Origin of the sequence: Arthrobacter sp. N199823, from assembly GCF_002929705.1 — a bacterium.
GTDB lineage: Bacteria > Actinomycetota > Actinomycetes > Actinomycetales > Micrococcaceae > Specibacter.
The window spans coordinates 849,597-872,930 of record NZ_PJIN01000001.1 but is presented as its reverse complement, the minus strand read 5'-3'; the positions used below and the strand labels follow the sequence as shown (position 1 = coordinate 872,930).

Here is a 23,334-nt window from a genome sequence, read left to right as displayed (position 1 = left end):
GGAACCTGGGGGTTCACATGGAATTGGATTGGGTCGATAAATCACAGAAGTCCGGGCGCCAAGCGATCCCGGTTGGCTTCGCTGTGATGGCTGGTTTCTGCGGCATCTTTTTGCCTCTCACAGATGCTATGTACGTGCCCGCCTTCATCGCGGCAGCTATTTTCGCCCTAGCAACTCCCTTGGCCCTCATAGCGGGGGCACCCCAAGGCTTGCTCAAGCGAAACCGGGCCTTTCGTTGGCTGTCCATAGCAAGTATCTTCACGGCAGTATGTGCGCTCGTAACAAGTGGCATGTTGATGTCCTTCGGGAGCCCTGCAGGAGCAGCAGGTGACATTGGCGGTTTTCCGATGTGGTTACTCTCAACCATTGCCCTACTGACTGTTACTAGTTGTGCCGTCACGGTGTGGCGTGTGGAGTGTGCAGCTCCCCCAACAACGTTGCGTGGCCTGCAGCGTCAGGCGCGGCGGGAAAACCGCGACTAGCCCCTCTTTTCCCGCTTCGAGAAGAACCTTCGGGCCGGCTGCGAACCATGTCCGCTCCCGACCGGCCCGTCACCCCAGCTGTGCCTAGACGGTCTGGGCGGATCCGGCGTGGCGAGTGCCGCCGTCGTCCGTCCGGTCACGCAAGGCGAGCAGGAGGCTGGCGGCTGTCTCAGGATCCGCAACCGTCACGGCAAACTGCTTCTGCCCTGTGGTGGTGACGATGAGGCCGGGGCCGGCGCCCATAATGAGCGCCGAACGTCCCGGCATGACCCGGTAGCCCCAACCACCCCACTCCGAGGGACGCAATTCGGTCACCTCGACGGCGGCAATGTCCTCGAGACGGATGCGTTTGAGCGGGATGCGGCCCAGAGTGGAGACAATGCGCAGGCCGCGCCAGTCGACGGTTACTTGCATGTGGGCGATGAGTGCCACGATCACGGTGCTCAGCAGCATGGTGCCGCCGCCCATCCAGAAGGTGGACAACTCGCCGTCTGTGAAGGCGGGGATGAACATGATTGCGGTTACGGCGAGCAGCACAACCGGCAAGCAAAGCAGCACTTTTGAGGTGATGGTCTTGGACCAGGCCCCAGATTCGTTGGCCCCAAGTTGGATCCGTGTCTGGTGCATGGTGGTGGTGAATTTCGGTTTCGGTGCGATGAAGTAGGGCAAGGCTCCGAAGAGGAATGAGGCCATGAGCGCGGCGAGCCACCACCCGAGAACTGCCTGCTCGGCGCTGCCGGCTTGCAGTGTCAGGCCAGCCGAGATGAGCCATGTGCCGGCGCCCATGCCGGACACCATGCCAGCGAATCCGACGATGCCACGCAACAAGGCGGGGCGCAGGCTGGGAATGAATGCTGCGATGATGCCGATTACTGCCGGGATTCCCGTCAGGAGCAAACCAAGAGTGAGTGCGGCCCCGGTGGAGGTGAAGCCATCGGGTTCGCCGGTTCCGGACCAGTGCGAGGCCAGTTCTGCCGGCAGCCTGTCGTGCCATGTTAGCCACGTGGCGGCAACGACGCCCAGCGGTAGCAGTCCCGCCATTCCGGCGGCGATGCGCCGGGTGACGCTGGTCCTTTGCTGTACTTCAGTCATGCTTTTGCAACTCCCCCAATAATGCGCACAAGGTCCTGCTGGGTCATCCCCAGTTTCCGCGCTTCAGCCAATAATTGTTGTGCCATTTCCGTGAGGCGAAGCAATCCGGGACCGGCGTCTAAGGACACAAACGCACCGCGTCCTTGGCGCATTTCGATGATGCCTTCATCGCGCAACTGTTTGTAGGACCGCAGCACTGTGTGCATATTGATGTGCAAGGCAGTGGCCAAGTCACGGGCCGGTGGCAGGCGCTCACCCGGCACCAGACTTCCATCGACCACACCGGCGCGCACCTGAACCGCTATCTGATCAGCCAACGAGACTGTCGAGGCCGCGTCAACACGAAATAACATGTTTGCAATACTAGTAGAACAATGCGAACGCTTCAAGCTGGTTGAGATTGTCTACTGTAGGGTCCGGAGCTTCGTGTCACTAGCCCGGATTTGATGTCACCAGCGTGTCACCAGTCAGGATTTCATGTGACCCGACGATGGCCTGACAGTCGTTGGTAGCAAGGCTCTGGCTTGCCGGGTTGGGATTTTTTGTGCGTAAGGGCTCAGCGGGACACGCTTCCCGCCAAACTTGGCGACCTCCGTCGCACGGACGTTGTCACCATCCCCGGCGGCAACACGTTCGACTTGCTGGATACGCTCCAGTCCTCCGGATTACTGGGGGTTGAACTACGCCGATTTCCGACGAGGCTACGTCAATGAGGGAGGTACCGTCGCTACGGAAACCCCGGCATGGCCACTTCTGCGATTGGACACCACTGCGATGCTCACAGTTGTCTTCAGTTCCGTGGCTCCCAACGACGAACTAAGAGAACTATTCCTCACGCGCGTACGCGCCCTCATTCAACAACCTTGAACACTCCGGGCCACCGGGATTCGTGACTGTGAGACGGACAATAATGGGGCTTTTGAAGAAACTGGCGCCTAGACGGGGGTAAAAAAGTAAATCATCCAACGCTTAGGTTTTGCCGAGTGCCGTAGCGGCCAGTATCTACGGGGTTCGATGAGCGTGCTTTCGTGGCCGTCCGTCGGATTGAGCTGGCTTCTTTCAGTTACGTGGCGTTGCCGTGACCAGACGCGCAAGGTCGGTACCCGGTGCCGCGAGCCGGTCCACGGTGTCGAAGATGAACTGCTGCATTGCGGCTGCGGCTGCTGAGGGTTCGACGTTGTTGCGTCGGGCCAGATTGACGGTCCGCGTCAGCGAGGGGTTCACCAGGCGTGCGCTGTGAAGAGCGGGGCGGTCGATGACCACCATGGCCGGCACCACGGCCACGCCCAGTCCTCGTTCGACGAATCGCAGCACGGCGTCCATCTCGGCGCCCTCGACGGCGATCGTCGGGGTGAGTCCGCTGGCGGAGAATGCGGCATCGGTGGCGACGCGCAGGTCGTAGCTGCGGTTGAATGCCACCTGCGGAATGTGTGCCAGCTCTTCCAGCGTGAGTTCTTCCAGCGTCGCCGATCCGGCAGCAGAAACGACCACCAGCTCCTCGGAAAGTAGCGGGATCAGCTCCGTGCCGGGCGCAGTGGGGTCCACTCCACGGGTGACCACCAAAGCAAGATCCAGCGCGCTTTCGTTGAGGGCATCCACCAGGAAACGTGAACCACCCTCCGTGACGTGCAGCTCCACCCCGGGATGAGCACTGCGGAAGGCGGCTAGCACATCGGCAACCAGCGAGACGCACAGGGTGGGCGGGGCGCCGAGCCGAACGCGTCCGCGGCGCAGCCCTGCGAGCTCGTCCATCTGTTCCCGGGCGGTCCGCTCGTCACCGAGCATGCGCCGGGCGATGGGCAGGAGTAGCTCTCCCGCATCTGTCAGAGTCGCCCCTGACGGTCCGCGGTGAAATAGGTCTGCGCCGAGATCGGCCTCAAGTGCGGCGATCTGACGGCTCAGAGACGGTTGGGCGAGATACAGTAGCTCGGCCGCGCGTGTGAAATGCCCCACTCGAGCGAGCGCCTCAAAGGAACGCAACTGGTCTAACTTCATTCTCATAGCATAAACGCATGATGTTGAATCAAAAAACTCATTGGAAACATAGCGCGCACCAGCCTACCGTTGTAAACATGAACCTTCACCACACTTCTGAACGTCTCTTGTCCACTTCAGTGCTGGTCATCGGCACCGGTGGCGCCGGGCTGCGCGCCTCGATCGAACTCGCTGAACGGGGCGTTCAGGTGCTGGCGGTGGGCAAGCGCCGCAAGCACGACGCCCACACCACCCTTGCAGCCGGCGGCATCAACGCCGCACTGGGGACCATGGACCCCGAGGACAGCTGGCAACAGCACGCCGCCGACACCCTGCGCGAGTCCTATCTCCTGGCCGACCCAGCCATCGTCGAAACCGTGGCGCGCAACGCTGCCCGCGGCATCGAGGACCTCGAACAATGGGGGATGCCGTTCGCGCGGGAGAAGGACGGACGCATCTCCCAGCGCTTCTTCGGCGCCCACAAGTATCGCCGCACTGCCTACGCCGGGGACTACACCGGTCTGGAGATCCAGCGCACCCTCATGCGCCGGGCAGCCGAGCTGAATGTACCGATCATCGACACCGTCTACATCACCCGCCTCCTCGTCGCCGACGGTACGATCTTCGGCGCCTACGGCTTCGACATCGTGGACGGCACCCCCGTGCATATCCACGCTGACGCGGTCATCCTGGCCGCAGGCGGGCACACCCGCATCTGGCGCCACACCTCCTCCCGCCGTGACGAGAACACCGGGGACTCCTTCCGGCTGGCAGCTCTGGCTGGTGCTCGGATACGCGACGCGGAACTGGTCCAATTCCACCCCTCGGGCCTGTTAGAGCCCGACGACGCCGCCGGCACCCTCGTCTCCGAAGCCGCACGCGGGGAGGGCGGCATCCTCACCAACGCGCTCGGTGAACGCTTCATGGAACGCTATGATCCCGAGCGCATGGAGCTCTCCACCCGGGACCGCGTTGCCCTTGCCGCATTCACTGAAGTGGCCGAGGGCCGCGGAACCAAGAAGGGCGGCGTCTACCTGGATGTCTCCCACCTGCCTCGCGAAACCATCCTGGAGAAGCTGCCGCGGGTCTACCGCACGCTGATCGATCTGCAGATGCTGGACATCACTACGACCAAAATGGAGATCGCCCCCACCGCTCACTACTCGATGGGCGGGGTCTGGGTAGCACCAGAAGACCATGGCACGGGAGTAGCCGGACTATACGCGATCGGAGAGGCCTCCTCGGGCCTGCACGGCGCCAACCGGTTGGGTGGCAATTCGCTGATTGAACTGCTCGTCTATGGGCGCATCACCGGAGAGCACGTCGCCGGGTACGTAACCTCCCGCACCGAAGTCCGCCGGGATCCCGCCGCCGTCGGACTGGCCCGCACCGAAATGCAGTCACTGCTGAACGACAACGGGACCGAGTCAGTGCGGCGGCTACAGCGCGAGCTGCGCAACCTCATGACCGACCATGCCGGTGTGGTGCGCACCGGGCAGGGGCTGCAGGAGGGGCTGGACAAGCTGGCCGCTCTGGAGGACCGAGCTCAGCACGTCACTGCTCATCCAGACATCGCCGGGTTCGATGACTTGGCCCACGCCTTCGACCTGCTGGGCTCCCTGCTGGCCGCACGAGCCACGTTGGAGTGTGCGCTCGAACGCCGGGAGACCCGAGGGGCTCACAACCGTGCGGATTTCCCTGCGACGGATCCCGCCCTGCAGGGCAACTTCGTCTGGTCTCCAGCCGAGGGGGTCAGCTTCGAAGCGCTGGCCCCGGCTCCTGACTCCTTCCGTGCCCTGGCACAGGCCAACGCCGACGACTCCGTCGCCGGCAAACTCGTCGAATAGAACGCATGATTCTGGGCGCCTGGGCAACTTCAGGGCCTTGGGCCATTCAGCTGCGCCAGTGTCATTTTCCGAAATCGTCTGCACAGATTTCAGTACAGGCCTGCACAGCTCCGCCATGTCCGTATCGGGTCCGTCATCGGAGCGTGTGCAGACGACCTCTGAAATTTTCAAAACTTTCATTTTCAGAAGGCGAGTGCACAAATGCCAGGAGTCGTGTTCACTCGTCTGTTTTTCAGAAGTGCTCTGCGCAGAATTTCGGAAGACGTTTGCACCGCGCTCCCCATGCCCGAAGGGGAACCTCCTGCGGGACAGCTTCGACGTTCCCCAAGGTTCAAGGTCTGACTCGTATCGAAAATGGCTGTCTTTCGCAGGGCTTTGCCAACCTGCAGAACATAGGGTGTTATTCACCCGGGCATCTTCCCTAAACTACCCGGACACTGATCTGTTGTGTCTAAGGCTGGTTATCGGGAAAGAACAGTTCCTCGATTGTGCTGTTGAAGACCGCTGATATCCGGAAGGCCAAGGGCAGTGACGGGTCGAACCTCCCGCGTTCGATAGAGATGATGGTTTGCCGCGAAACTCCCAATTCGTCAGCTAGCCGCTGTTGTGACCATGCGAGTCGTAGTCGCGATTCGTTGACCAAGTTCTTCACGTCAGCCTTTGCATCGCAGCATTAGGTACCGGACGCCGAAGGATGTGAAGCAGACTGCGAGGACTGCGGGAAGGACAAGCTTCAGGTCAACAGAGACGTTTGTTGGTAAGAATGCAAGAGCTATTGAGGCGGCTCCGAGAACCAAAATGAGGTCAGTAAAGGAGCTTGACGAGGCCTTGTCGTACCACTTGGCTTCAATCGAGTCATCGGGCTGTTCAGCTGCACCTTCGAGCGTGTTTTTGTCTACGATAACGGCATAGACAAGTGCGAGTGCTGGCATGGTGAGGCATAAGGAAAAAACTAGGAACCCGACTATGGGATTCGAATCTGTGATGCCGACGAGTACGGACAACCAACCTCCCGGTGCGCCAAGGACAAGGCCACACGGAAGAGCTATCGCCATAGCTGGTGTGCGCCCGGTTCCAAATTTTGTGCGTCCCCACTTTGTGCGTGTCTGCTGGATCGTCATGGCCGGCTCCTCTGAGAATGTATAGCTCACTTTACATGTCGAGTGTGCTTTACATAATGATCAATGTCAAGAATGTGCCTTGTCCTCCTAAATGGGGTCGCCGTACTGGTAGGGACCGTTATTCAAGTGGTCTGTATTCGTTGGTGTTTTGCGGGGTTTGGTTTGGTTGGTTCTTAATCGGGACCTGCCTGGGACGCCGCTTGGTTGCCGGGCTCCGCGCCGTTGGGCGTTCTCAGGGGGCTTGGATGTTTGGGTGATGGTTTTTGCGCAGCCTGATGAGGCGCAGGATGATGCCGGCGGCGAACATGAGGATGCCCAGCCCTACCGACAGTGCCGGAAGGGTTGCGATGAGGACCACGCAGGCCAGTGCGCCGATCACTTGGAGGGCTTTGGGGTAGCGGCGGTCCGTGGTGGGCTGGGTGAAGGCGGCGATGTTGGCTACTAGGTAGTAGATGAGCACGCCGAAGGAGGAGAATCCGATCGCGCCGCGCAGGTCTGCGACGGCTATGACTGCGCAGATCACCACGGCTAGGGCGGCTTCGGCCCGGTGCGGGACTTTGTAGCGGGGGTGGACGGCGGCTAGCCAGTGCGGTAGGTCGTGCTCGCGGGCCATGGCCAGGCTGGTCCGGCCAAGCCCGGCAATGAGGGCCAGCAACGCCCCGAGTGCGGCCACTGCCGCACCCACGCGGACGATGGGTGCAGCCCAGGCCCAGGACCCGTTCGCGACGGCCGCTGCCAGGGGTGTGGGGTTCCCGGACACTCCCTCGGGTCCGATGGTTGCCAGGAGCGTCACCGCGATGATGGCGTAGATGACGACTGTGATGGCCAGGGCGATCCCGATCGCGCGTGGGATGGTGCGCTTGGGGTTGCGGACCTCCTCGCCCATCGTTGCGATGCGCGCGTAGCCGGCAAACGCGAAGAACAACAGCCCGGCGGACTGTAGGATCCCGTACCAGCCGTGTGCCAGTAACCCGTCCCCCAGCATTTTCCCTGGATCTGGTGATGAGCCGCCCCAACTGGCGGCAACGGCTATGGCCAGGGCTACGATGACGCCAATGATCAGGATCCGTGTCAGCCCCGCGGTCCGTGTAACTCCGTGGTAGTTGACTGTTGCTAATAGCACGACGGCGGCGATCGCCACCGGCCGTTCCCAGCCGGCTGGGGCGGCATAGGCGGCAAACGTCATCGCCATGGCTGCTGCACTGGCGGTCTTGCCGATCACGAATCCCCACCCGGCCAGAAAGCCGGACCAGGGCCCCAGACGTTCGCGGCCGTAGATGTATGTCCCGCCCGAGGTCGGATAGATCGCTGCGAGTTGCGCGGAAGACGTCGCGTTGCAAAAGGCCACTACGGCCGCAACGACGAGCCCGATCAGCAGGCCAGAACCGGCCGCGGCCGCGGCCGGGGTGAAGGCTGCGAACACTCCGGCCCCGATCATGGATCCGAGGCCGATCACGACGGCGTCGAAAGTGCCCAGCCGGCGAGCCAGGGCTTGGGGGTTGCTCATGGGTGTTCTCTTTCTGGAGGTTTGGGGAGGACTTCGGCGGCAAGTTCGGCAATGGACCGGCGGCCCTCATCCAGTGCGTTCAAGCCGGCCTCCGTGGCCCGGTAGACCCGGCGCGGGCGCCCGTCGACCACTTCTGGTCGGGAGAGCAGCAAGCCCTCGTCCTCCATCCGGTGCAGCGTCGGGTACAGGGTTCCAGGGGAAATGGTGTATCCGTGATTCGCCAGTTCCGCCGACATCCAGGCCCCGTGGATGTCTTCCTCGGCGGCATGGTGCAAGATATGCAGCCGAACCGCCGCACGCATCAATTCACGCATTAGCATCCCCAAGTATCGTAGATGGATATCGGAAGTTGATATCCTAAGTCAAGGATACTGCACTACTTTCATCCGGGTTGTTCTTACAGGAAGAATTCTCGGCAAACACTCCAAATCGCCCGCTAGGATCATCCCGGAACTTTGCGGACATCCACTGAACTAGAAACGAGACCACCCATGACCTCTGAACAGCCTCCCCCCGAGCCGCCAGCCGATCCGCTGGCCCAGGCACGCATGCGCATGGCCCACCTGCCGCAGATGGGGTCCTGGGTGCTCTGGCCGGCGGTGATGGCTGTCTTCGTCTTGGCGCTGGGATTCAGTGCCAAATTCATTCCCGGGTACACGCCCGCGGAACTGGTGGTGGATCAAAACATTAGCGCCCACCATGACGGCTTCCTGAACACGGTGGCTCTTGCCTTGAATACGGTGTTCGGACCCCTGGGAGGGGTGATCTTGGTGGCCGTGGTTTGTCTGTTCCTGTTACTCGTGCGCCGGGCCCCGGTGAACGCGATTGCGTTCGGAGCGGTCGCCGCTGTGGGGTGGCTTTCTTGCCAGATCTTCAAGGTCATTGTGGGACGCCATCGCCCCGACCCGGCCCTCTTGGCTAATCCATTGGCACCGGAATCTGCTTCTGATAGTTTCCCCAGCGGTCATGTCTGCCTCGCTGTTGCCTTGGCTTTCGCCTTGTACTATCTGGCCTGGGGCACCGGGCGGGAAAAGCTGGCCGTGGTATTCGGAATCTTCATGGTGGTGGTGGTCGGCCTCTCGCGACTGTATATCGGGGTGCATTACCCCACAGACGTACTGGCCTCCGTTATTGCCGCCTCCGCCGCTGTCTTGTTCTTCACGGGGGTGTGGAACCGATACGCGATGGCGATCCTTGCCCGGGTTCGGATACTGCAACGGTTTGGGCCCGTGCCCGCGCCGCGCTGACCTCCTTCGGATATCCAGACGCGCGCGTCCATCTGAGAAATAGCTCGGGTCGTCCTGACCGAAGAATCCGACGCTGGCAAAGTGCTGCCAGGGCCCACGGGCCGCCGTAGATGAAGTGAGGCATTCGACTCATAAGATCGGCGCGTACGGTAATGATGGTTCAGGCGACAGAGCATAAATCCCGTGCTCCTTGGATACTTGTGCCTCTTCAAAGGCCGACGGCTAAACAGGTCGCCGGCGTGCGGTGGCTGTGGCGTGGATCAGACGCAGGTAAGCGTGCGTTGTGGGGAGTTGTGACCGCCGGGATGAAATCTGCATCCGTAGGCCTGTGAGACGATGTGGATCTACACTTTGGCAGGCTCGTGCCCGACTTCCCTACTACGTGCCAACCTTCCCCTTTAGGAGTTCTGATGCCTGCGTTGCCCGCCATTGACCATCTTGCTCTCACCGTGACTGACGTTGAGGTCAGCGTCGCTTTTTACTCCCGTCTGTGGGGTACAGAGCCCTCGGGTACGATGCTCGATGGCCCGTTTATCCGACGTAAATTCGATCTCGGTGGAGGGGCGTCACTGGGACTGACAGAGCATCGAACAGCTTCCGGCGGGGGCCGCTTCGATGAACACAATCCGGGCCTGGACCATGTCGGGTTTTCCGTAGCCAGCCCAGCGGAACTCATCGAATGGGCCGCGCATCTGGATAGTCTCGGCGTAGCCCACAGCGGTCTCATCGAAGCCCCGTATGGCACGGCACTGAACTTCAAGGACCCAGACGGCATCGCGCTGGAATTCTTCTTACCCAAGTAGGGGTACGGGTAGCGGCCATCATTCAAGTGGCCATTTTTCGTGCTGTGTCGGGGCCACGGCTGCGGTTGGTGTGTCGTGGGTCCCTGGTGCGTAGCCGGCCCAGGGTGATCCGGCTTCTGCGGCGATTCTGGTGGTGCTGGTGTGGTGGTAGCCGAGCGCCAAGGCCAGCACGGGGGCTGGGACTTGGAGCACCAAGTGTCGTAGTGCGGAGGTTCGTCCGCGTTGGGGTGGGATGCCTTGTTTGCGCAGGAAGGCCCGGAGGGTGACCGGGTGAATGGGTTGACCGGCGCGTTGTCCCGGGAAGAGCCAGTGGGATCCGGGATTGGTTGCCGCGTCCAGGTTGATGCGGTTCGTCAGGTAGTCCTGCAGGAGCCGGGCCACCGGGTCGGGTACCGGTGTCGGCGGATCGCCAAAACAGATTGTCGTGGTGCCGTCGTTGACGATTATGTCGCTGATCGTGAGCCTGACGATGCGTGTTGCCGGTTGGGCGTAGAGCAGGACCAGCAGGCCCGCGATTCTGGCGTGCAGCGGGATGCTCTCCTCGGTGAGAAGTCGTTGAATGGCGCGGATTCTGTGGTGTTGACTCATCGGCGCCTGGCGCTCCGCCTGGCGGAAATGGATGGTTAGGGCGGGCATATTGCCGGTGTTCATGCACCAGGTCAGGAATGCGTGGGATGCCCGGCGCGTGAAGTAGTTCTCGCTTTGCCAAGCGTCTAGATCAGCTTGCCGGGTGTCGTTGACGGCGGTGCCGCGGTGGTTGAGCCAGGTCAGGAACGCTAAAGCCTGGATCTGTTGCTCGTGGGCTTCCCGGGTTGTCGAATCGCACAAAGGGGCTTTGGCTGCTTTGGCCCGTAGTTTGCGCAGTTGGTGCCAGGTGGCGAAACGGTGCAGCAGCTTGGCGTGTTCGGGATTAGCCACGGCACCCAGGTGGGTCTCCAGCCATCGTTCAAAGAGGAGGAGTTGTCTGTCTTTGAGGGGCAAGACACCGCTTTGCATGAGCAGATCGCGTAGGTAGGCAGCAGTTCTCCAATTGGGTAGGTGCTGGAACGCTTCATGGGTCAGGGTGAGTCGTCCGGCGGCAAGATCTCTGAGCATCGTGTTGGGTTGGGCGCTTTGGAGCCAGCTCAGTCCCAAGACTGGCTTCGGCATGGTCCGCAATTGATCAAACAGCGGGATCAACTGTGGATGAATCCGGCCGGTCCCGTCATCGAGCACTGACCGCAGGCGGTCGGTGAGGGTGCAGCGTTCGCACAGCCTTCCACCGAGCAAACGTCCTTCAAAGCGGCAACGATCGCAGAAGAAATCGCGGGTAATTCCTGCACAATCCCGGCAAACCGGGTGGCCAGTGCTGTCCCGGCCCGGCAACAGACGCTCCGTACCGCAGCTGGGGCAGGAACCGTAGGTGCGGGTGGCCTTATCCAGGCAGTTCCGACAGATTGGCCCATCTGACCAGTTCGCCGCTTTGGCAGCCTGTCGGCCGCAGCGAGCACACGTGCGTACATGCCATCGTTCATACTTTTCACGGCTGTCGTAGGAAGGACTCACCGTTCGGGGGTGATCCTGGCACGCTTGGGCCTGATAGTGGTGGCGAGGTCCACGATCTCGGCACCACCGTCGGCGGTGCGGCGCGGGGTCACGGCCTCTGCCCTGGTGGCGATCAGGTCTGTAGGTGTCACGTCTAAGATGTCGCAAAGCGCGGCAAGAACTGGCAGGGAGAGCCGTTCCGGGACCTGGGCGACCAGCCGCCAGACCTGCACCGAGGACAGCTCAATGCCGCGCCGGAATAGTAACGGGGATAGATCGGTGGCGTTGAAAATTCCCCGGGTGGCCATGACTTCCCGCAGCCTCCATTGGTAACTTACCTGGCGTTTCATTAAGGTTTCCTTTCCAGCTGAAGGGCAGCAGTAAGCGTGGTGTCCAGGGCACGACGGAGCGTTCTGGTGCGGAAGTCGGAAGAGACACAGGTGTAGATCGAGGTCGTGGAAGCGTGTTCGTGTCCGACTTGTTCCTGAACGAACCTCGCATCCCAGCCGTCCTCGATCAGGTGCGTGACGTAGGAGCGCCGAAAGGAATGGAAATCCAGACCCCTATCTAGGCCAAGACTGTCCCGATAGGTACTGAAGCGGGTATTCATCTGGGTAAATCCGACCCGTGGGGAACGTTCTGACGGCCACAGTGCCCCGGAACCGGCCGTGGAGAACAAGGGACGGACCTCTTCATTCCACTGCTGCAAGATCTCTGCCGACCAGTCAAAGACCGTCAACACACTGCGGCGCTTGGGTGGGGATCCCTTCATGGCCTTGCCGTGGCGGACGTAGAGGACACCGTAGTCCCCGAACTCCGGACCCCTAGGGTTGCGGCCAAAGTCCACAACATCAAGCATCCGCGCCTCTTTGCGGCGCAGCCCGAAGGCGTAGGCAGTCTTGAAGAGCATCGCGTCACGGAACGCCGGCAGCCAGCCCTTGCGTCCACGCCCGCGCACCTGTCCGACCTGTTCATCGGCATAGTCAAAGAACGCCTGCAGCTCATCACGGGTGAAAGCACGCTTGATCGGGCCCGCCTCTGCCTCCTGAACATGCACAGCCGCGTTCCACTCGTGGATCACCTGTACCGGGTGGGTGCCGAAGCGATCCTGGCAGATGGCTGCCCAACCATAGCCCGGGTCGGTCACGAACCCGCAGAAAGCGCGAATGGTCCCCTGGTAGGTCCGCAGCGTGGAGTGGTGCAGGTTCCGGACCGACCGCAAATCGCCCATCCACTCATCAACCATCTGCGGCGTCCAGACCCACGGGAAAGCGTCGGCATGGAGGACAAACGCCCGCACCGCCTTCTCACGGCCCTCGATCGTGGAGAACGCCAGATTGCGGGCCAACTGCTGGTTACGCCAGCCATCCAACATGGCCGTGAAAACCTGCTCCTCTGGCCGCAACAAAGGCAGATCACCGATCAAATGCAAACCCACAGTCCCCGGTGCAAAGCTGTTCCCAACCATCCAAAACCACCCCCTCCACCACTTACATCCGATGAACATATCTTTCATCAGATGCAATCTGATTGCAAGAGTGCAGGTCAGAAGGCCTTCCACCGCCACGCAGAGTCCGAACCGAGACACTCACCAGCAGGACTCCAGACCTGAAGTACAGCCCTGACCTGCATAAATGCCGCCAAACCCTGGACTAATACAACTGATCGCAATAGAGCATTAGATGAAATTGCGATCAGAACAGAAAAATGGAAAAAATCGTGCGCTAAGGCCTCGTTGAGGCAAGTGCCAATGGCGTGCAGTTTGTTGTTGAAATATGTATCACCAGGCTTCCACAGGGGAACGCTAACCGGGACAGAATCCCATGGGTTGATCGCTCATTCAAGGGTAGGAATTGGAGTTGCACCTGAACATATGCCGGGTCTAAGGCCTTGAATGTTTCTCGAGTGCTGCGCCCGCTATGTCACGGAGGATAACCAAGTTGCTTTCGAGTGCCTGATCGCCGTCTTCGGTGCTGGCGATCCAGGTTCTTACCTTGCGGCCCGATTGGCGTTTTTCGATCGTCACAAAGCCCGCCTCTGCCAGTCGGGTGAGGTTCTGGGAAAGGCTGGAGTCGGATAGATCCACGGCATCACGCAAGATGTTGAATTCACACTCATCAACGGACCGCAGGTAGCCCATGATTGAAAAGCGCACCGGTGAATGAATGAGAGCATCTAACTCAAATCGCGCATGAGACATTAACTGGCCTTCGCGCCTGAATGGAATTTTGCGGCCGTGATGAAAAATGGTGCCGATGCCACAGTGGAGAACACTAGGCCAAGTCCGAGGCTTTCAATGTCGCCACCGACTGCACCGATGGCCGCGTTGAGAACTAACCAGCAGCCGACTGATACGTTCAGGGCGTTCTTGCCTCCACGTGGCATGGCTCGCCTTCTTCCCATCAACCAAGTGACGATGAACATGAGGGCAAGAGTCGAGCCAAACACATAGAGCCGCATAGGCCAGTCCCAAGGAACAACAAGTCCTCCGGGGATGACTAGCAGGCCCATGAGGATGCATGCCCAAGGGAACCAGCGCACGTCGGCGTGCGCGCGCTGCTGTGCCAGGTCGACGGCATTGAGAGAATTGGCAGCTCCTATTGGTTTAGTCATGAAAGTAGTTTACAGGATATAAAGCGCATGCCTAGACGTAACACTCGATTGCCTCGTAAGCCGGTCCGGCACAAAGACGTTGAACCACCCAACTCAACTGTGGCCTCGAGATCGATGCTCAACCGTCCAGTTAGCCGGTCCTTCACGGCAACTTGAGCAGACGACTCTGGCATTTTGCGAGACTGCGTGTTTCCGAGGCATCAGATTCCCCCGTATACCTGCCCGCGAAAAAGCCCGGTGTTATTCGGCGATATACGGGACAGGAAGTCAGGCCCACATGAGCCCATTGAATTGGCTCTGACAATGCCAGCCCAACCCTCGCTAGTGCTCTCCTGATTCCAAGCAGATTGGTCGTCTCGCTGGAAATCTTGAGCCGCCATTCTCATGGACGACGATGTGTGCCGTAGAAAAGTGACACGAAACGGGGAATTACGGTCATCTAGGACTGAGTATCACCGCAGGTCAGAGCATTTAGTTAGTGAGAGGCAGACTTGGACCCTATACGTGCTGCGGCGTATTGACTATTGTCCGGAGAAACCGATTACACGAGCCCTAGCAGCAGCGCGAACCGCAGCCGGACGTCAGCTTCGCGATGCCGTTTCCCCGAGGCCGCTCTTTATTTCTTCGACGGCGGCGATGAGCGCAGCGACGGAATGTGGGCCGCCATGACCCTCATCCTCCACAATTGTTAGCTTGCTGGTGCTCCACTGTTGGTGAAGTTTCCACGGGGTGATGGCGGGTCCGCTGACGTCGCGTCGGCCATGAATGAGATAACCCGGAATCCCGTTGAGTTGATGGATTCGAGGAATGATCTCCTTATCGCCAGTAAGAAATGCGTCGTTCGACCAATAGTGCGTCACCAAAAGCGCGAAGGTCATGCGCAACCGTTCGTCATTGAACATGGGCCCCGGCTCCCAGTAAGAGCTAAACGAAATGTGCCACGCCTCCCATCGATCCCAGTCCATCGCAGCTAGCCGAGCGTCCTCACGATCGGCGCCAGCAAGCCTGCGCGCATAAGCCTCCACCACCCGCTCCCCCGGCAGCGCTCCCGAAGCTGCAGCGAACTCATCCCAGGCCTCCGGGAAAATCCGGCCCACACCCTCGGTAATCCAATCCACCTCATCACGGTTCGTGGTGGTGACGGCCATGAGTGCAATGCCAAGGACGCGGTCAGGATGTTCCAGCGCATAGGCCAGGGCGAGGGTACTTCCCCAAGAAATACCTGTCACAATCCACTGCTCGATGCCCAGATGCGCACGCACAGCTTCAATGTCTTGGATCAGCGTCGCCGTGGTGTTGTCCGCCAAATGAACCAGATCGTCTTGAACGGTGGGCGTGCTGTTTCCGCAACCACGTTGGTCGATGCCGATGGTACGGAACTGTGCCGCATCGTGGCGCTTGCGGTATCCGCCCTTACCTAGGGATCCACCGGGCCCACCGTGCAGATAGAGGACAGGGACGCCGTCGAGGTTTCCACTGGACTCCCAATAAATCTTGGCGTTGTCGCGAGGCAGCCAACCGCACTCGCTGGGCAGGTTTTCTTCAGTCATCTCCCCACACTAAGCTGCACGGTCCCAACTCAAGCGGAAGACCCGGCGCGGGCTCGGTGCCGACGGACCGCAGCGCGGTTATTGCAGCGCACTGAACAATATTGCTGACGCCCATTGCGAGTTACATCAACGACCACAGCGGTACACGGATCCCCTGGCGCCTGCCCAGCCGCGCATCGCGACAGTCGATTCATGCCTCGGGTGCTCAGATGCAGGGCCGTCCCCACGCTGATCACCGCACGCAAAACGTGCGGCAAGGTCTGGCTCTCATCCCGGTAGTGCAGGTGCCAACCTTCACCATTGTGGTCTGTCAGGCGAGGGTAGGCACTCGCGGCGGCCATGTGAGCGTTGAGCAAGGATGCCCGTGCGCCGTGATCAGGGGCGTCGACCACATCCAGCCAGTCATCGATCACCCGGCGGACCAAGGCATGATCATCCTGCATTTGTGTGAAACTCATGGTCATACCGAACTCACGTGTCCGCTCGAAAATGCCGGTACGGTCCGCAGGGAAGTCATTGGCGAGCGATCCAGCGAGCAGGACCGCATATTCGCCGTAAGGGTTGAGTTGCATAAGACCATTACAGCATAGTGAAATGCATGACCCCATCAACGTCGCTCAAAGACCTCACGTCCACCACTATCTCGTCAGAGCTCCACCACGTGTGGGAACTTGAATCGAGCCACTCAACGTCTCAGGGGCAGGTGAACTACATGAAATGCACTGCCGGCTGCGGAACCCGCCGAGTTGAGTGCACCAGCCCCACCAACAGCACGAGCACGATAGTGAGTAAGGAGATTGGTAGCAGGGCTTGACCGTGGGCGCCCCATCCTGCGCGTCGGCTCCAGTTCAAGATTCACGGAGCCCAGCGCACCCCGCCGTCCATGCAATACGAATGGCCCGCCCTATTGCTATCAAGGCAGAGGGCATCGAAGAGTTCCCTGCTACCCACAGCCTCCTGCAATTCCACTGTGATGGGAACGAAGTCATTGCTTTGGCATGTGTAGGCACCATCAGGCAACGGCGCAACGTCCGTCCTGATGGTAATCCTGCCGGCCTCATAAGTCAGCTGCGGGATCAGCACCTCACCCGTCACGCCTCCGGCACAGCTCGCCCGGGAGACACCGAGCTGAAGCGTAGTGCTCTCCGGGGTGACCTGATCCGGGGCAAGAAGCTTCCACTCCCCTGGGTCACCGGACTCGGGCGATTGTGACGGCGGGCTTCCTGCCACGGGCGTGCTGGATGCACACCCCGTCAATGCCGCTGAAGCACAGACGGCCATGGCGGCTAGGATCGTGTACCGGTGCCGGACGCGAATTGATGCCATGCCCCATTATGATCCGGTACCTCATTTTAAAGAAGATGACCCGCAGTTAACGGCGTTAGCTGCGGGTCACTTCTCGGGCCCACGCCCGCGAGGGCCCCGGCCGAGGCTGGGAGTCGGGTGGATGGGCCCACGCCCGCGAGGGGCCCCGACCGAGGTACGAGGCTGGGGAGCGGGTGGGGATCAGCGCTGGGTGGCGCCGAACCGTTCTGCTGCAAGCTCCACGGCGGATGCCCGGGCTGCCGATGCTTCATCGGAGGTCAGGGTCCTGTCAGCGGCGCGGAAGCGCAGGCCGAAGGCCAGCGACTTGCGGCCTTCGGGAATGCCAGTGCCCTGGTATTCGTCGAAGAGCGCCACGTCTTCGAGCAATTCACCGGCGCCTTCACGCAGCGTCTCCAGCACTGTCGCGGCAGCAACCTCTGCCGGAACAACCAAAGCAACATCCTGTGTGGCCACCGGGAAGGTGGAGATGGGCTTGGCCACGATGATGTCGGCCGCTGCGGCAAAGACCTTCTCGGCGTTGATTTCCATGGCTACCGAGCGGGCAGGCATGTTCAGCTCGCTCAACAGCTTCGGGTGAAGCTCGCCGGCGTAGCCAACAACTTCACCGCTCCGCAGTGTCAATTGGGCAGCGCGGCCCGGGTGGAAGGCTTGGTGCGAGCCCTGCGAGATGATCAGTTCCACACCAACCACATCGGCTACCAAACGGGCGGCGTCAATGGCGTCGGCCCAGTCCCAGGCACGGGGTGCGTGGGACGGGGCTGCCGGTGAATCCTTGCCCGTGAACACGGCAGCCATGGTGAGCGGCTGGTAGGGAATACCGTCGTAGAGGGCATCGAGGACCTCATCCGAGGGCTTCACTCCGAGCGGCGGGATCGATGCCGTGCCCAGAGTGTCCGAGGGCAGGAAGACAATTCCGGATTCGAACAGCGCCAGATCGTGGAAACCGCGTGAGTGGTTGCGCTTGGCAATCTCAATCAAGCCCGGAAGCACGGAGGTGCGCAGGAAGCCGAATTCCTCGCTGAGCGGGTTGGCCAGCTTCACGGCAGTGCGCGGGGCTCCGGCTTCGGCCACGCCAAAGGCGTCATTGGACGCCTTAGACACGAACGGGTAAGCCATGATCTCGGTCAAACCGGAATCCGCCAGTGCCTGAACTACGCGGCGGCGCTGCTGCTGCTTGCGCGAGTAGCCGCGTCCGGGAGGTGCCGTGGGAAGGCTGGACGGGATCAGATCGAAGCCCACCAAGCGGGCTACTTCCTCCGTCAGGTCTTCCTTGGTGAGCAAATCGTGGCGCCAAGAAGGGGCTGTGACGGAATATCCGCCGTCGACCTTTTCCACGTCCGCTCCGAGATCAGTCAGCGAACCTATGATTTGGGCCTGCGTGAACTCGATGCCGATGCGGGCCGAGGTGTAGCCGGAGGGCAGGAAGACGGGAGCTGAAGCCACCACGGTGAACACATCGGTGGCAGTGGTTTCTTCAGTGCCACCAGCGAGCTCAACCAACAGGTTGACGGCGCGCTGGGCGGCAATGTCAGCCACCAACGGATCCACACCACGCTCAAAGCGCTTGGACGCCTCGGACGGCAGCTTGTGACGGCGGCGTGATCGGGCAATGGAGACTTCTTCGAAGTGCGCAGCCTCAATCAGCACCGTGCTGGTAGCAGAGGTGACCTCGGTGGAGGCCCCGCCCATAACACCGGCAACGCCAATGGGACCGGAGCCATCGGTGATCAGTAGGTCCTCGGCGTCGAGCTTGCGGACCTTGCCGTCCAGGGTCTTCAGCGTCTCACCAGCGGCGGCACGTCGAACCGTGATGGCGCCGTCGAGCTTGCCAGCATCGTAGAAGTGCAGCGGCTGCCCCAGTTCCAACATGACGTAGTTGGAGATATCCACGGGCAGGGAAATGGAACGGATCCCGGCCAGGCGCAGGCGCGAGGACATCCACGGCGGAGTTGGCAAAGCCGTGTTAATTCCACTCACGGTGCGTGCCACAAAACGGTCGCAGCCCGGGATCCCGTATATGGGAGCCTCGTCGGCAAGGACGACGGCGTGTCCCTCACCGGTGGAGGCAGTCACCGAAACCAGCGACGCCGGATCCGTGAACACACTGTCTGTTGCGTGTGCGTATTCGCGGGCCACGCCACGGATACTGAACGCGTAGCCGCGGTCCGGGGTGACGTTGATTTCGGCGGCTTCATCGTCCAGGCCCAAAAGGGCAAGGGCGTCGGTGCCCAGTTCCGGGTCAAGACCCAGAGTGGAGAGCACCAGGATGCCGTCATGGTCGTCTCCTATGCCGAGCTCACGCACGGAGGCGATCATGCCGGCGGAAACGTGACCGTAAGTCTTCCGCGGGGTGATGCGGAAGTCTCCAGGCAGCACGGCGCCGGGCAGGGTGACAACAACCTTGTCCCCCACCTCGAAGTTGTGCGCACCGCAGACAATGCCCTGCACGCCTGTGGGGTCAATGCCGTCAATATCCAGGGTCTGGGTGGCACCTTCGGGCACTACGCGGACGGTGCACCAGTTGATGGTTTTGCCGTTGGTCTGTGCCTCCGGCTCCTTCGACAAAACCTGGCCCACCACAATGGGGCCGCTGATTTCATCGAGCGGGCGGTGCACGTCTTCTTCTTCAAAACCGACCTTAACCAGGTCAGTCATTACGTCTTCGGCTGTTGCTTCAGCCGGTACCTGCGCGTACTCGCGCAGCCAAGTCAGTGGAATACGCACTTACTTAGATCTCCATCCCAAAGTGTTCGCTGAATCGTACGTCGCCCTCAATCATGTCGTGCATGTCTCCCACTTCATTGCGGAACATGAGAGTGCGTTCAATGCCCATACCGAAGGCAAATCCGGAGTACTCCTCCGGGTCAATCCCGGCAGCGCGGAGCACGTTCGGGTTGACCATGCCGCAGCCGCCCCACTCGATCCAGCGCGGGCCACCCTTGGCACCGGGGTGCCAGATGTCCAGCTCGGCCGATGGCTCGGTGAACGGGAAGAAGTTCGGGCGCAGGCGGATGCTGGCTTCTTCACCAAACATCAGGCGAGCAAAGTGCTCCAAGGTGCCGCGCAGATCCGCCATGGACAAGTTCTTGTCAATGGCCAGGCCCTCGAACTGGTGGAACACCGGGGTGTGGGTGGCGTCCAGCTCGTCGGTGCGGAACACCTTGCCGGGGCACAGCACGTAAATGGGCAGTTCGCGTTCCAGCATGGAACGGACCTGGACCGGGGAGGTGTGTGTGCGCATGAGCAGGTGCGCCTCGGGCGGCTCCACGAAGAACGTGTCCTGCATTTCACGGGCCGGGTGGTCCGGTTTGAAGTTCAAGGCATCAAAGTTGAACCATTCAGATTCCAGCTCGGGGCCTTCAGCAATTTCCCAACCCATGCCCACGAAGATATCGCTCACGCGGTCTTGCAGGGTGGACAACGGGTGGCGGGCACCGGCGCGACGGCGGCGCGGAGCGGCCGTGACATCCACGGTCTCCTCGATGAGAATACGCGCGGCATCCTCGGCTTCGAGCACCTCGGTGCGGGCTGCGAGCGCTTTGGCAACGCGGCCACGGGAACCGCCCATGAGCTTTCCGGCGGCAGCCTTAAACTCTTTGGCGAGACCTCCGATTTCACGGTTGGCAAGGCTCAGCGGCGACTTTTCACCGGTGTGCGCCAGGCGCGCGGTCTTCAGCTCGTCCAGGGTGGCTGCGGCGTCAATGGCTGCGAGCGCTTCCTGGACGGCTGCGCCAATGGCGACTTCGTCCAGCGGGTCCGGGACCGTTGCGGGTTCGTTGGTTGGTTCAGGCATCTCTGCCGTCATGTGGGGCATCTCAGACATCTACAGTTTTTACCTAAGCTCGTGTGCGAGTAAGCGGCGGGGTAGCTCCTCCCGCCGCAACCATTCTAGTTGACGGTACCTGCCTGCTTTGAACCCAAGTCTTTACCGCTTCGCGACCCAATGCCTCTGCTGTCTTGTTACGCTAACGCTCATGGTCACCCTTCGCAGCAGAAGTACGACGCCGGCTTCCCGCCTGGCGCTGCTGGCCTGCATTGCGCTGATGCTGTCTTTGGTGCTGGCTGGGTGCACCATCTATACGGGCAAGGTAACTCACTACACCCCGTCACCGGCCGGGGTGCAGCAACGCGTCGACTGCCTGCTTTCGATGGACGCCAGCTGGCCCAACGGTCCCGAGACCCCGCAGTCACCGTCGACATTGATGGGATCCGTACCGGACGGGTTTGTGCCTGACAAGGTGTTCATCTGCCGTCCGGCCGAAGTCGCAGTTGACGGAGTATCCGCCCGCCAGGTTCAACAGGAGGAACTGGCCGGGGACTTTACAGCGTTGCTGGCCGCGCTGGCTGTACCAAGCGACAAGGGTGAAACCAACACGGTTTGCGCGGCAATGATGGAATTGCGGCTGGGCCTGTGGCTGGTCAATGCCGCAGGGGATGCCGTGCAGGTTGCATGGCCCACGGACACCTGTGGCATGACGCTTGGGAAGCCGGATACCCAAAAGGCCATTGACGCGTTGAAGATTGTCGATGTCAAGGTAATTCCAGCTCCGATGCCGAGTAAATGAGGACCGCGAACATGAATAAGTCTCTAGGCCCGTTGCCGATAGCGGCATGGGCCGGCGCCGTGATCCTTTTAGCTGGGTGTGGCAGTTCTCTTGGAGGCTCCACTACTTACTTGCCGGAGCCGGCGGCGCTTCAGCCCGCCGCCATCTGTTCCACGACATTGCCAGCGCCGGCAGGCGCTCAGGCAACCGCTCCGTCCAAAGGGCGGGTTCCGGAGGACTTTGTCCCTGTCGATGTGGTCCGGTGCACGCCAGACTTCGCGGCCGGAACGGTAAGTGAGGACCATCTATCCGGGGACTACTCCCCGCTTCTGGAGGCACTGGCGGTGCCCAGCGAGCGCGGCGGCGCTAGGAGCTGTCTTGACTATGCAGATGTCCCGCCTGAATTGTGGCTTGTGAATGCCAACAGCCAAGCCATCAACGTGACATGGCCGTTAGATAACTGTGAACACCTGAAACCTGCCACGGCCAAGGCATTAGAAGCACTTACCCTCAGAGAGAGCCGGACAGTTTCTCAGACAGATAGCGCTTCGTGAGTTTCCCTGTTCGCCTTCGCGCCGCAGCCAATGCCATCAATCTTTCGACGGCGGCCGGGTTGCTGCTGGCGAAGCTGACGCACACCCGGGTCGAGAAGGGCCCGCACGGGTTGATCTTTGGCACCAACTACCAGCCTAGGCTGCCGCTAGCTGGCGCGTTCACCGTGGGCAACGTGATCTTCTACCGAACAGACCGTGTCCACATTGATGCGCGCCCTGATCTGCTGGCCCACGAATCCAGGCACGCCACCCAGTACGCGTGGTGCCTTGGTTTACCGTTCTTTCCCCTCTATGGAGCCTGCGCCGCCTACTCGCTCTGGCGCACCGGGGATCCAGGCAGCCGCAACTTCTTCGAACGCAACGCGGGTCTGGCCTTGGGCGGCTACCGCGAACTGCCCACCATCGCCAGGCTTCCGGCCCTGAGGAACCAATTGCGACGTCTTGCGTTTGTTAAACCACCAGCTATTTCCGCCGGACAGAGCCAGAAAGAGACATAACTATGAGCGAAACCAGCCACTCCATCACCGTCACGGGGCAGGGCAGTGCTCAGGCCGCACCCGACCTCTTCAATATCAACATTGGCGTTGAGGCGTCACAGCCAACAGTCCGGGACGCCTACTCACAGGCCAGTGCCGCGGTCAACGCCGTGACAGCCACTTTGCTCGCCAAGGGTGTTGCCCAGAATTCGATCAGCTCTACCTCACTTGATGTGCGCGTCGACACCCGTTGGCAGGAAGGGGCCGGCACCATCGTCACCGGATACACCGTCTCCAGCACACTGACAGTCCCGCTGGGCTATGGGAAGGGCTCGGAGGAAATCATCGCCGCCATCGTGGACACCGGCAACAACAACGTCCGCCTCAACGGGCTCACCCCGGTAGTCAGCGACCCGTCACAAGCGCAGGACGCCGCACGCACCGCCGCCTGGGCCGATGCACTCCGGGCCGCAGAACTGTACGCTGGCCTGGCTGGCCGCACCCTGGGTGAAGTCTCCGGCGTCGTCGAGGTGAATGCGGCGCAGGGCGGGCCGCGCCCCATGATGGCCCGCGCCGCCTTGATGAGCGACAGCGCCATGGAGATCGCACCCGGACAAAGCGACGTCACGATGGCCGTCCAGGCCACGTGGCTGCTGAACTAGCCTGTCCCATCC

The 23,334-nt window shown here is 61.1% G+C and carries 24 protein-coding genes; 7 read left to right on the top strand and 17 right to left on the bottom strand.

Annotated elements, in window-relative coordinates; translation table 11 throughout:
* Positions 1 to 17: 17 nt before the first annotated feature.
* Positions 18 to 482: a hypothetical protein gene (locus CXQ93_RS03860; RefSeq protein WP_146073153.1), complete on the top strand. Its 465-nt coding sequence runs from the start codon at positions 18 to 20 to the stop codon at positions 480 to 482.
* Positions 483 to 566: 84 nt separating this feature from the next.
* Here the strand turns inward: CXQ93_RS03860 and CXQ93_RS03855 are convergent, their stop codons facing one another.
* The 3 genes from CXQ93_RS03855 to CXQ93_RS03845 form a co-directional block, all read right to left on the bottom strand.
* Positions 567 to 1,574, bottom strand: coding sequence for a DUF1648 domain-containing protein (locus CXQ93_RS03855; RefSeq protein WP_104109101.1), 1,008 nt, complete (start codon positions 1,572 to 1,574; stop codon positions 567 to 569).
* Complete coding sequence (locus tag CXQ93_RS03850; protein ID WP_104109100.1) at positions 1,571 to 1,927, bottom strand: GntR family transcriptional regulator; 357 nt, start codon at positions 1,925 to 1,927, stop codon at positions 1,571 to 1,573. The genes CXQ93_RS03855 and CXQ93_RS03850 overlap by 4 nt, the downstream gene beginning before the upstream one ends.
* Positions 1,928 to 2,633: 706 nt before the next feature.
* Positions 2,634 to 3,575: a LysR family transcriptional regulator gene (locus CXQ93_RS03845; RefSeq protein WP_104109099.1), complete on the bottom strand. Its 942-nt coding sequence runs from the start codon at positions 3,573 to 3,575 to the stop codon at positions 2,634 to 2,636.
* Positions 3,576 to 3,646: 71 nt separating this feature from the next.
* Between CXQ93_RS03845 and CXQ93_RS03840 the strand changes: the two genes are divergently transcribed.
* The gene (locus CXQ93_RS03840) at positions 3,647 to 5,395 is read left to right on the top strand and encodes an L-aspartate oxidase (protein WP_104109098.1); all 1,749 of its coding nucleotides are present in this window, start codon (positions 3,647 to 3,649) and stop codon (positions 5,393 to 5,395) included.
* A 451-nt stretch (positions 5,396 to 5,846) separates the two neighbouring features.
* Here the strand turns inward: CXQ93_RS03840 and CXQ93_RS03835 are convergent, their stop codons facing one another.
* The 4 genes from CXQ93_RS03835 to CXQ93_RS03820 all read right to left on the bottom strand — a co-directional run bounded on the left by CXQ93_RS03835 (position 5,847) and on the right by CXQ93_RS03820 (position 8,337).
* Positions 5,847 to 6,047, bottom strand: coding sequence for a helix-turn-helix transcriptional regulator (locus CXQ93_RS03835; RefSeq protein ID WP_104109097.1), 201 nt, complete (start codon positions 6,045 to 6,047; stop codon positions 5,847 to 5,849).
* Position 6,048: 1 nt separating this feature from the next.
* On the bottom strand, positions 6,049 to 6,516 hold the full coding sequence (locus tag CXQ93_RS03830; RefSeq protein WP_104109096.1) for a hypothetical protein: 468 nt from the start codon (positions 6,514 to 6,516) through the stop codon (positions 6,049 to 6,051).
* A gap of 232 nt (positions 6,517 to 6,748) precedes the next feature.
* The gene (locus CXQ93_RS03825; RefSeq protein ID WP_104109095.1) at positions 6,749 to 8,023 is read right to left on the bottom strand and encodes an APC family permease; all 1,275 of its coding nucleotides are present in this window, start codon (positions 8,021 to 8,023) and stop codon (positions 6,749 to 6,751) included.
* The gene (locus CXQ93_RS03820; protein WP_104109094.1) at positions 8,020 to 8,337 is read right to left on the bottom strand and encodes a PadR family transcriptional regulator; all 318 of its coding nucleotides are present in this window, start codon (positions 8,335 to 8,337) and stop codon (positions 8,020 to 8,022) included. Before CXQ93_RS03820 ends, CXQ93_RS03825 begins: the two co-directional genes overlap by 4 nt.
* 177 nt (positions 8,338 to 8,514) lie before the next feature.
* On the opposite strand from CXQ93_RS03820, the gene CXQ93_RS03815 reads away from it, so the two are divergent.
* Both CXQ93_RS03815 and CXQ93_RS03810 read left to right on the top strand, forming a co-directional pair.
* On the top strand, positions 8,515 to 9,270 hold the full coding sequence (locus CXQ93_RS03815) for a phosphatase PAP2 family protein (protein ID WP_245346487.1): 756 nt from the start codon (positions 8,515 to 8,517) through the stop codon (positions 9,268 to 9,270).
* A gap of 410 nt (positions 9,271 to 9,680) precedes the next feature.
* Entirely contained in the window at positions 9,681 to 10,073 is a 393-nt protein-coding gene (locus CXQ93_RS03810) for a VOC family protein (protein ID WP_104109093.1), read from the top strand.
* 18 nt (positions 10,074 to 10,091) lie between these two features.
* Here CXQ93_RS03810 and CXQ93_RS03805 read toward each other — a convergent pair whose 3' ends face one another.
* From CXQ93_RS03805 to pheS, 10 genes are all read right to left on the bottom strand, one after another.
* Entirely contained in the window at positions 10,092 to 11,222 is a 1,131-nt protein-coding gene (locus CXQ93_RS03805; protein ID WP_146073152.1) for a phage integrase family protein, read from the bottom strand.
* A 392-nt stretch (positions 11,223 to 11,614) separates the two neighbouring features.
* Complete coding sequence (locus tag CXQ93_RS03800) at positions 11,615 to 11,947, bottom strand: helix-turn-helix transcriptional regulator (RefSeq protein WP_104109091.1); 333 nt, start codon at positions 11,945 to 11,947, stop codon at positions 11,615 to 11,617.
* Positions 11,947 to 13,065, bottom strand: coding sequence for a site-specific integrase (locus CXQ93_RS03795; RefSeq protein ID WP_104109090.1), 1,119 nt, complete (start codon positions 13,063 to 13,065; stop codon positions 11,947 to 11,949). Before CXQ93_RS03795 ends, CXQ93_RS03800 begins: the two co-directional genes overlap by 1 nt.
* Before the next feature lie 414 nt (positions 13,066 to 13,479).
* Positions 13,480 to 13,797 (bottom strand): transcriptional regulator, encoded by a 318-nt coding sequence (locus tag CXQ93_RS03790; protein WP_104109089.1) that lies wholly within the window; start codon positions 13,795 to 13,797, stop codon positions 13,480 to 13,482.
* Positions 13,797 to 14,210, bottom strand: a complete 414-nt coding sequence (locus CXQ93_RS03785; protein WP_104109088.1) for a hypothetical protein — start codon at positions 14,208 to 14,210, stop codon at positions 13,797 to 13,799. Before CXQ93_RS03785 ends, CXQ93_RS03790 begins: the two co-directional genes overlap by 1 nt.
* A gap of 581 nt (positions 14,211 to 14,791) precedes the next feature.
* The gene (locus tag CXQ93_RS03780) at positions 14,792 to 15,760 is read right to left on the bottom strand and encodes an alpha/beta fold hydrolase (RefSeq protein ID WP_104109087.1); all 969 of its coding nucleotides are present in this window, start codon (positions 15,758 to 15,760) and stop codon (positions 14,792 to 14,794) included.
* A gap of 29 nt (positions 15,761 to 15,789) precedes the next feature.
* Positions 15,790 to 16,332 (bottom strand): CGNR zinc finger domain-containing protein, encoded by a 543-nt coding sequence (locus CXQ93_RS03775; protein WP_104109086.1) that lies wholly within the window; start codon positions 16,330 to 16,332, stop codon positions 15,790 to 15,792.
* A 283-nt stretch (positions 16,333 to 16,615) separates the two neighbouring features.
* Positions 16,616 to 17,086: a hypothetical protein gene (locus tag CXQ93_RS03765; protein WP_104109084.1), complete on the bottom strand. Its 471-nt coding sequence runs from the start codon at positions 17,084 to 17,086 to the stop codon at positions 16,616 to 16,618.
* 180 nt (positions 17,087 to 17,266) lie between these two features.
* Entirely contained in the window at positions 17,267 to 19,810 is a 2,544-nt protein-coding gene (pheT, locus tag CXQ93_RS03760) for a phenylalanine--tRNA ligase subunit beta (RefSeq protein ID WP_104109083.1), read from the bottom strand.
* A 4-nt stretch (positions 19,811 to 19,814) separates the two neighbouring features.
* Positions 19,815 to 20,909, bottom strand: coding sequence for a phenylalanine--tRNA ligase subunit alpha (gene pheS, locus CXQ93_RS03755; protein ID WP_374953376.1), 1,095 nt, complete (start codon positions 20,907 to 20,909; stop codon positions 19,815 to 19,817).
* A 151-nt stretch (positions 20,910 to 21,060) separates the two neighbouring features.
* On the opposite strand from pheS, the gene CXQ93_RS03750 reads away from it, so the two are divergent.
* The 3 genes from CXQ93_RS03750 (at position 21,061) to CXQ93_RS03735 (ending at position 23,322) form a co-directional block, all read left to right on the top strand.
* On the top strand, positions 21,061 to 21,651 hold the full coding sequence (locus CXQ93_RS03750) for a hypothetical protein (protein WP_104109082.1): 591 nt from the start codon (positions 21,061 to 21,063) through the stop codon (positions 21,649 to 21,651).
* 529 nt (positions 21,652 to 22,180) lie between these two features.
* Positions 22,181 to 22,681: a hypothetical protein gene (locus CXQ93_RS03740; protein ID WP_258068565.1), complete on the top strand. Its 501-nt coding sequence runs from the start codon at positions 22,181 to 22,183 to the stop codon at positions 22,679 to 22,681.
* A 2-nt stretch (positions 22,682 to 22,683) separates the two neighbouring features.
* Positions 22,684 to 23,322: an SIMPL domain-containing protein gene (locus CXQ93_RS03735; RefSeq protein ID WP_104109080.1), complete on the top strand. Its 639-nt coding sequence runs from the start codon at positions 22,684 to 22,686 to the stop codon at positions 23,320 to 23,322.
* Positions 23,323 to 23,334 lie beyond the last annotated feature (12 nt).

Bases quoted from the DNA above. Each gene is read 5' to 3' on its own strand.
- CXQ93_RS03850 (WP_104109100.1), bottom strand. From the start codon at position 1,927: ATGTTATTTCGTGTTGACGCGGCCTCGACAGTCTCGTTGGCTGATCAG.
- CXQ93_RS03855 (WP_104109101.1), bottom strand. From the start codon at position 1,574: ATGACTGAAGTACAGCAAAGGACCAGCGTCACCCGGCGCATCGCCGCC.
- pheS (WP_374953376.1), bottom strand. From the start codon at position 20,909: ATGTCTGAGATGCCCCACATGACGGCAGAGATGCCTGAACCAACCAAC.
- CXQ93_RS03790 (WP_104109089.1), bottom strand. From the start codon at position 13,797: ATGTCTCATGCGCGATTTGAGTTAGATGCTCTCATTCATTCACCGGTG.
- CXQ93_RS03830 (WP_104109096.1), bottom strand. From the start codon at position 6,516: ATGACGATCCAGCAGACACGCACAAAGTGGGGACGCACAAAATTTGGA.
- CXQ93_RS03805 (WP_146073152.1), bottom strand. From the start codon at position 11,222: ATGCCGAAGCCAGTCTTGGGACTGAGCTGGCTCCAAAGCGCCCAACCC.
- CXQ93_RS03765 (WP_104109084.1), bottom strand. From the start codon at position 17,086: ATGGCATCAATTCGCGTCCGGCACCGGTACACGATCCTAGCCGCCATG.
- CXQ93_RS03845 (WP_104109099.1), bottom strand. From the start codon at position 3,575: ATGAGAATGAAGTTAGACCAGTTGCGTTCCTTTGAGGCGCTCGCTCGA.
- CXQ93_RS03860 (WP_146073153.1), top strand. From the start codon at position 18: ATGGAATTGGATTGGGTCGATAAATCACAGAAGTCCGGGCGCCAAGCG.
- CXQ93_RS03810 (WP_104109093.1), top strand. From the start codon at position 9,681: ATGCCTGCGTTGCCCGCCATTGACCATCTTGCTCTCACCGTGACTGAC.
- CXQ93_RS03795 (WP_104109090.1), bottom strand. From the start codon at position 13,065: ATGGTTGGGAACAGCTTTGCACCGGGGACTGTGGGTTTGCATTTGATC.
- CXQ93_RS03815 (WP_245346487.1), top strand. From the start codon at position 8,515: ATGACCTCTGAACAGCCTCCCCCCGAGCCGCCAGCCGATCCGCTGGCC.
- CXQ93_RS03840 (WP_104109098.1), top strand. From the start codon at position 3,647: ATGAACCTTCACCACACTTCTGAACGTCTCTTGTCCACTTCAGTGCTG.
- CXQ93_RS03825 (WP_104109095.1), bottom strand. From the start codon at position 8,023: ATGAGCAACCCCCAAGCCCTGGCTCGCCGGCTGGGCACTTTCGACGCC.
- CXQ93_RS03800 (WP_104109091.1), bottom strand. From the start codon at position 11,947: ATGAAACGCCAGGTAAGTTACCAATGGAGGCTGCGGGAAGTCATGGCC.
- CXQ93_RS03735 (WP_104109080.1), top strand. From the start codon at position 22,684: ATGAGCGAAACCAGCCACTCCATCACCGTCACGGGGCAGGGCAGTGCT.
- CXQ93_RS03775 (WP_104109086.1), bottom strand. From the start codon at position 16,332: ATGCAACTCAACCCTTACGGCGAATATGCGGTCCTGCTCGCTGGATCG.
- CXQ93_RS03750 (WP_104109082.1), top strand. From the start codon at position 21,061: ATGGTCACCCTTCGCAGCAGAAGTACGACGCCGGCTTCCCGCCTGGCG.
- CXQ93_RS03785 (WP_104109088.1), bottom strand. From the start codon at position 14,210: ATGACTAAACCAATAGGAGCTGCCAATTCTCTCAATGCCGTCGACCTG.
- CXQ93_RS03780 (WP_104109087.1), bottom strand. From the start codon at position 15,760: ATGACTGAAGAAAACCTGCCCAGCGAGTGCGGTTGGCTGCCTCGCGAC.
- CXQ93_RS03820 (WP_104109094.1), bottom strand. From the start codon at position 8,337: ATGCGTGAATTGATGCGTGCGGCGGTTCGGCTGCATATCTTGCACCAT.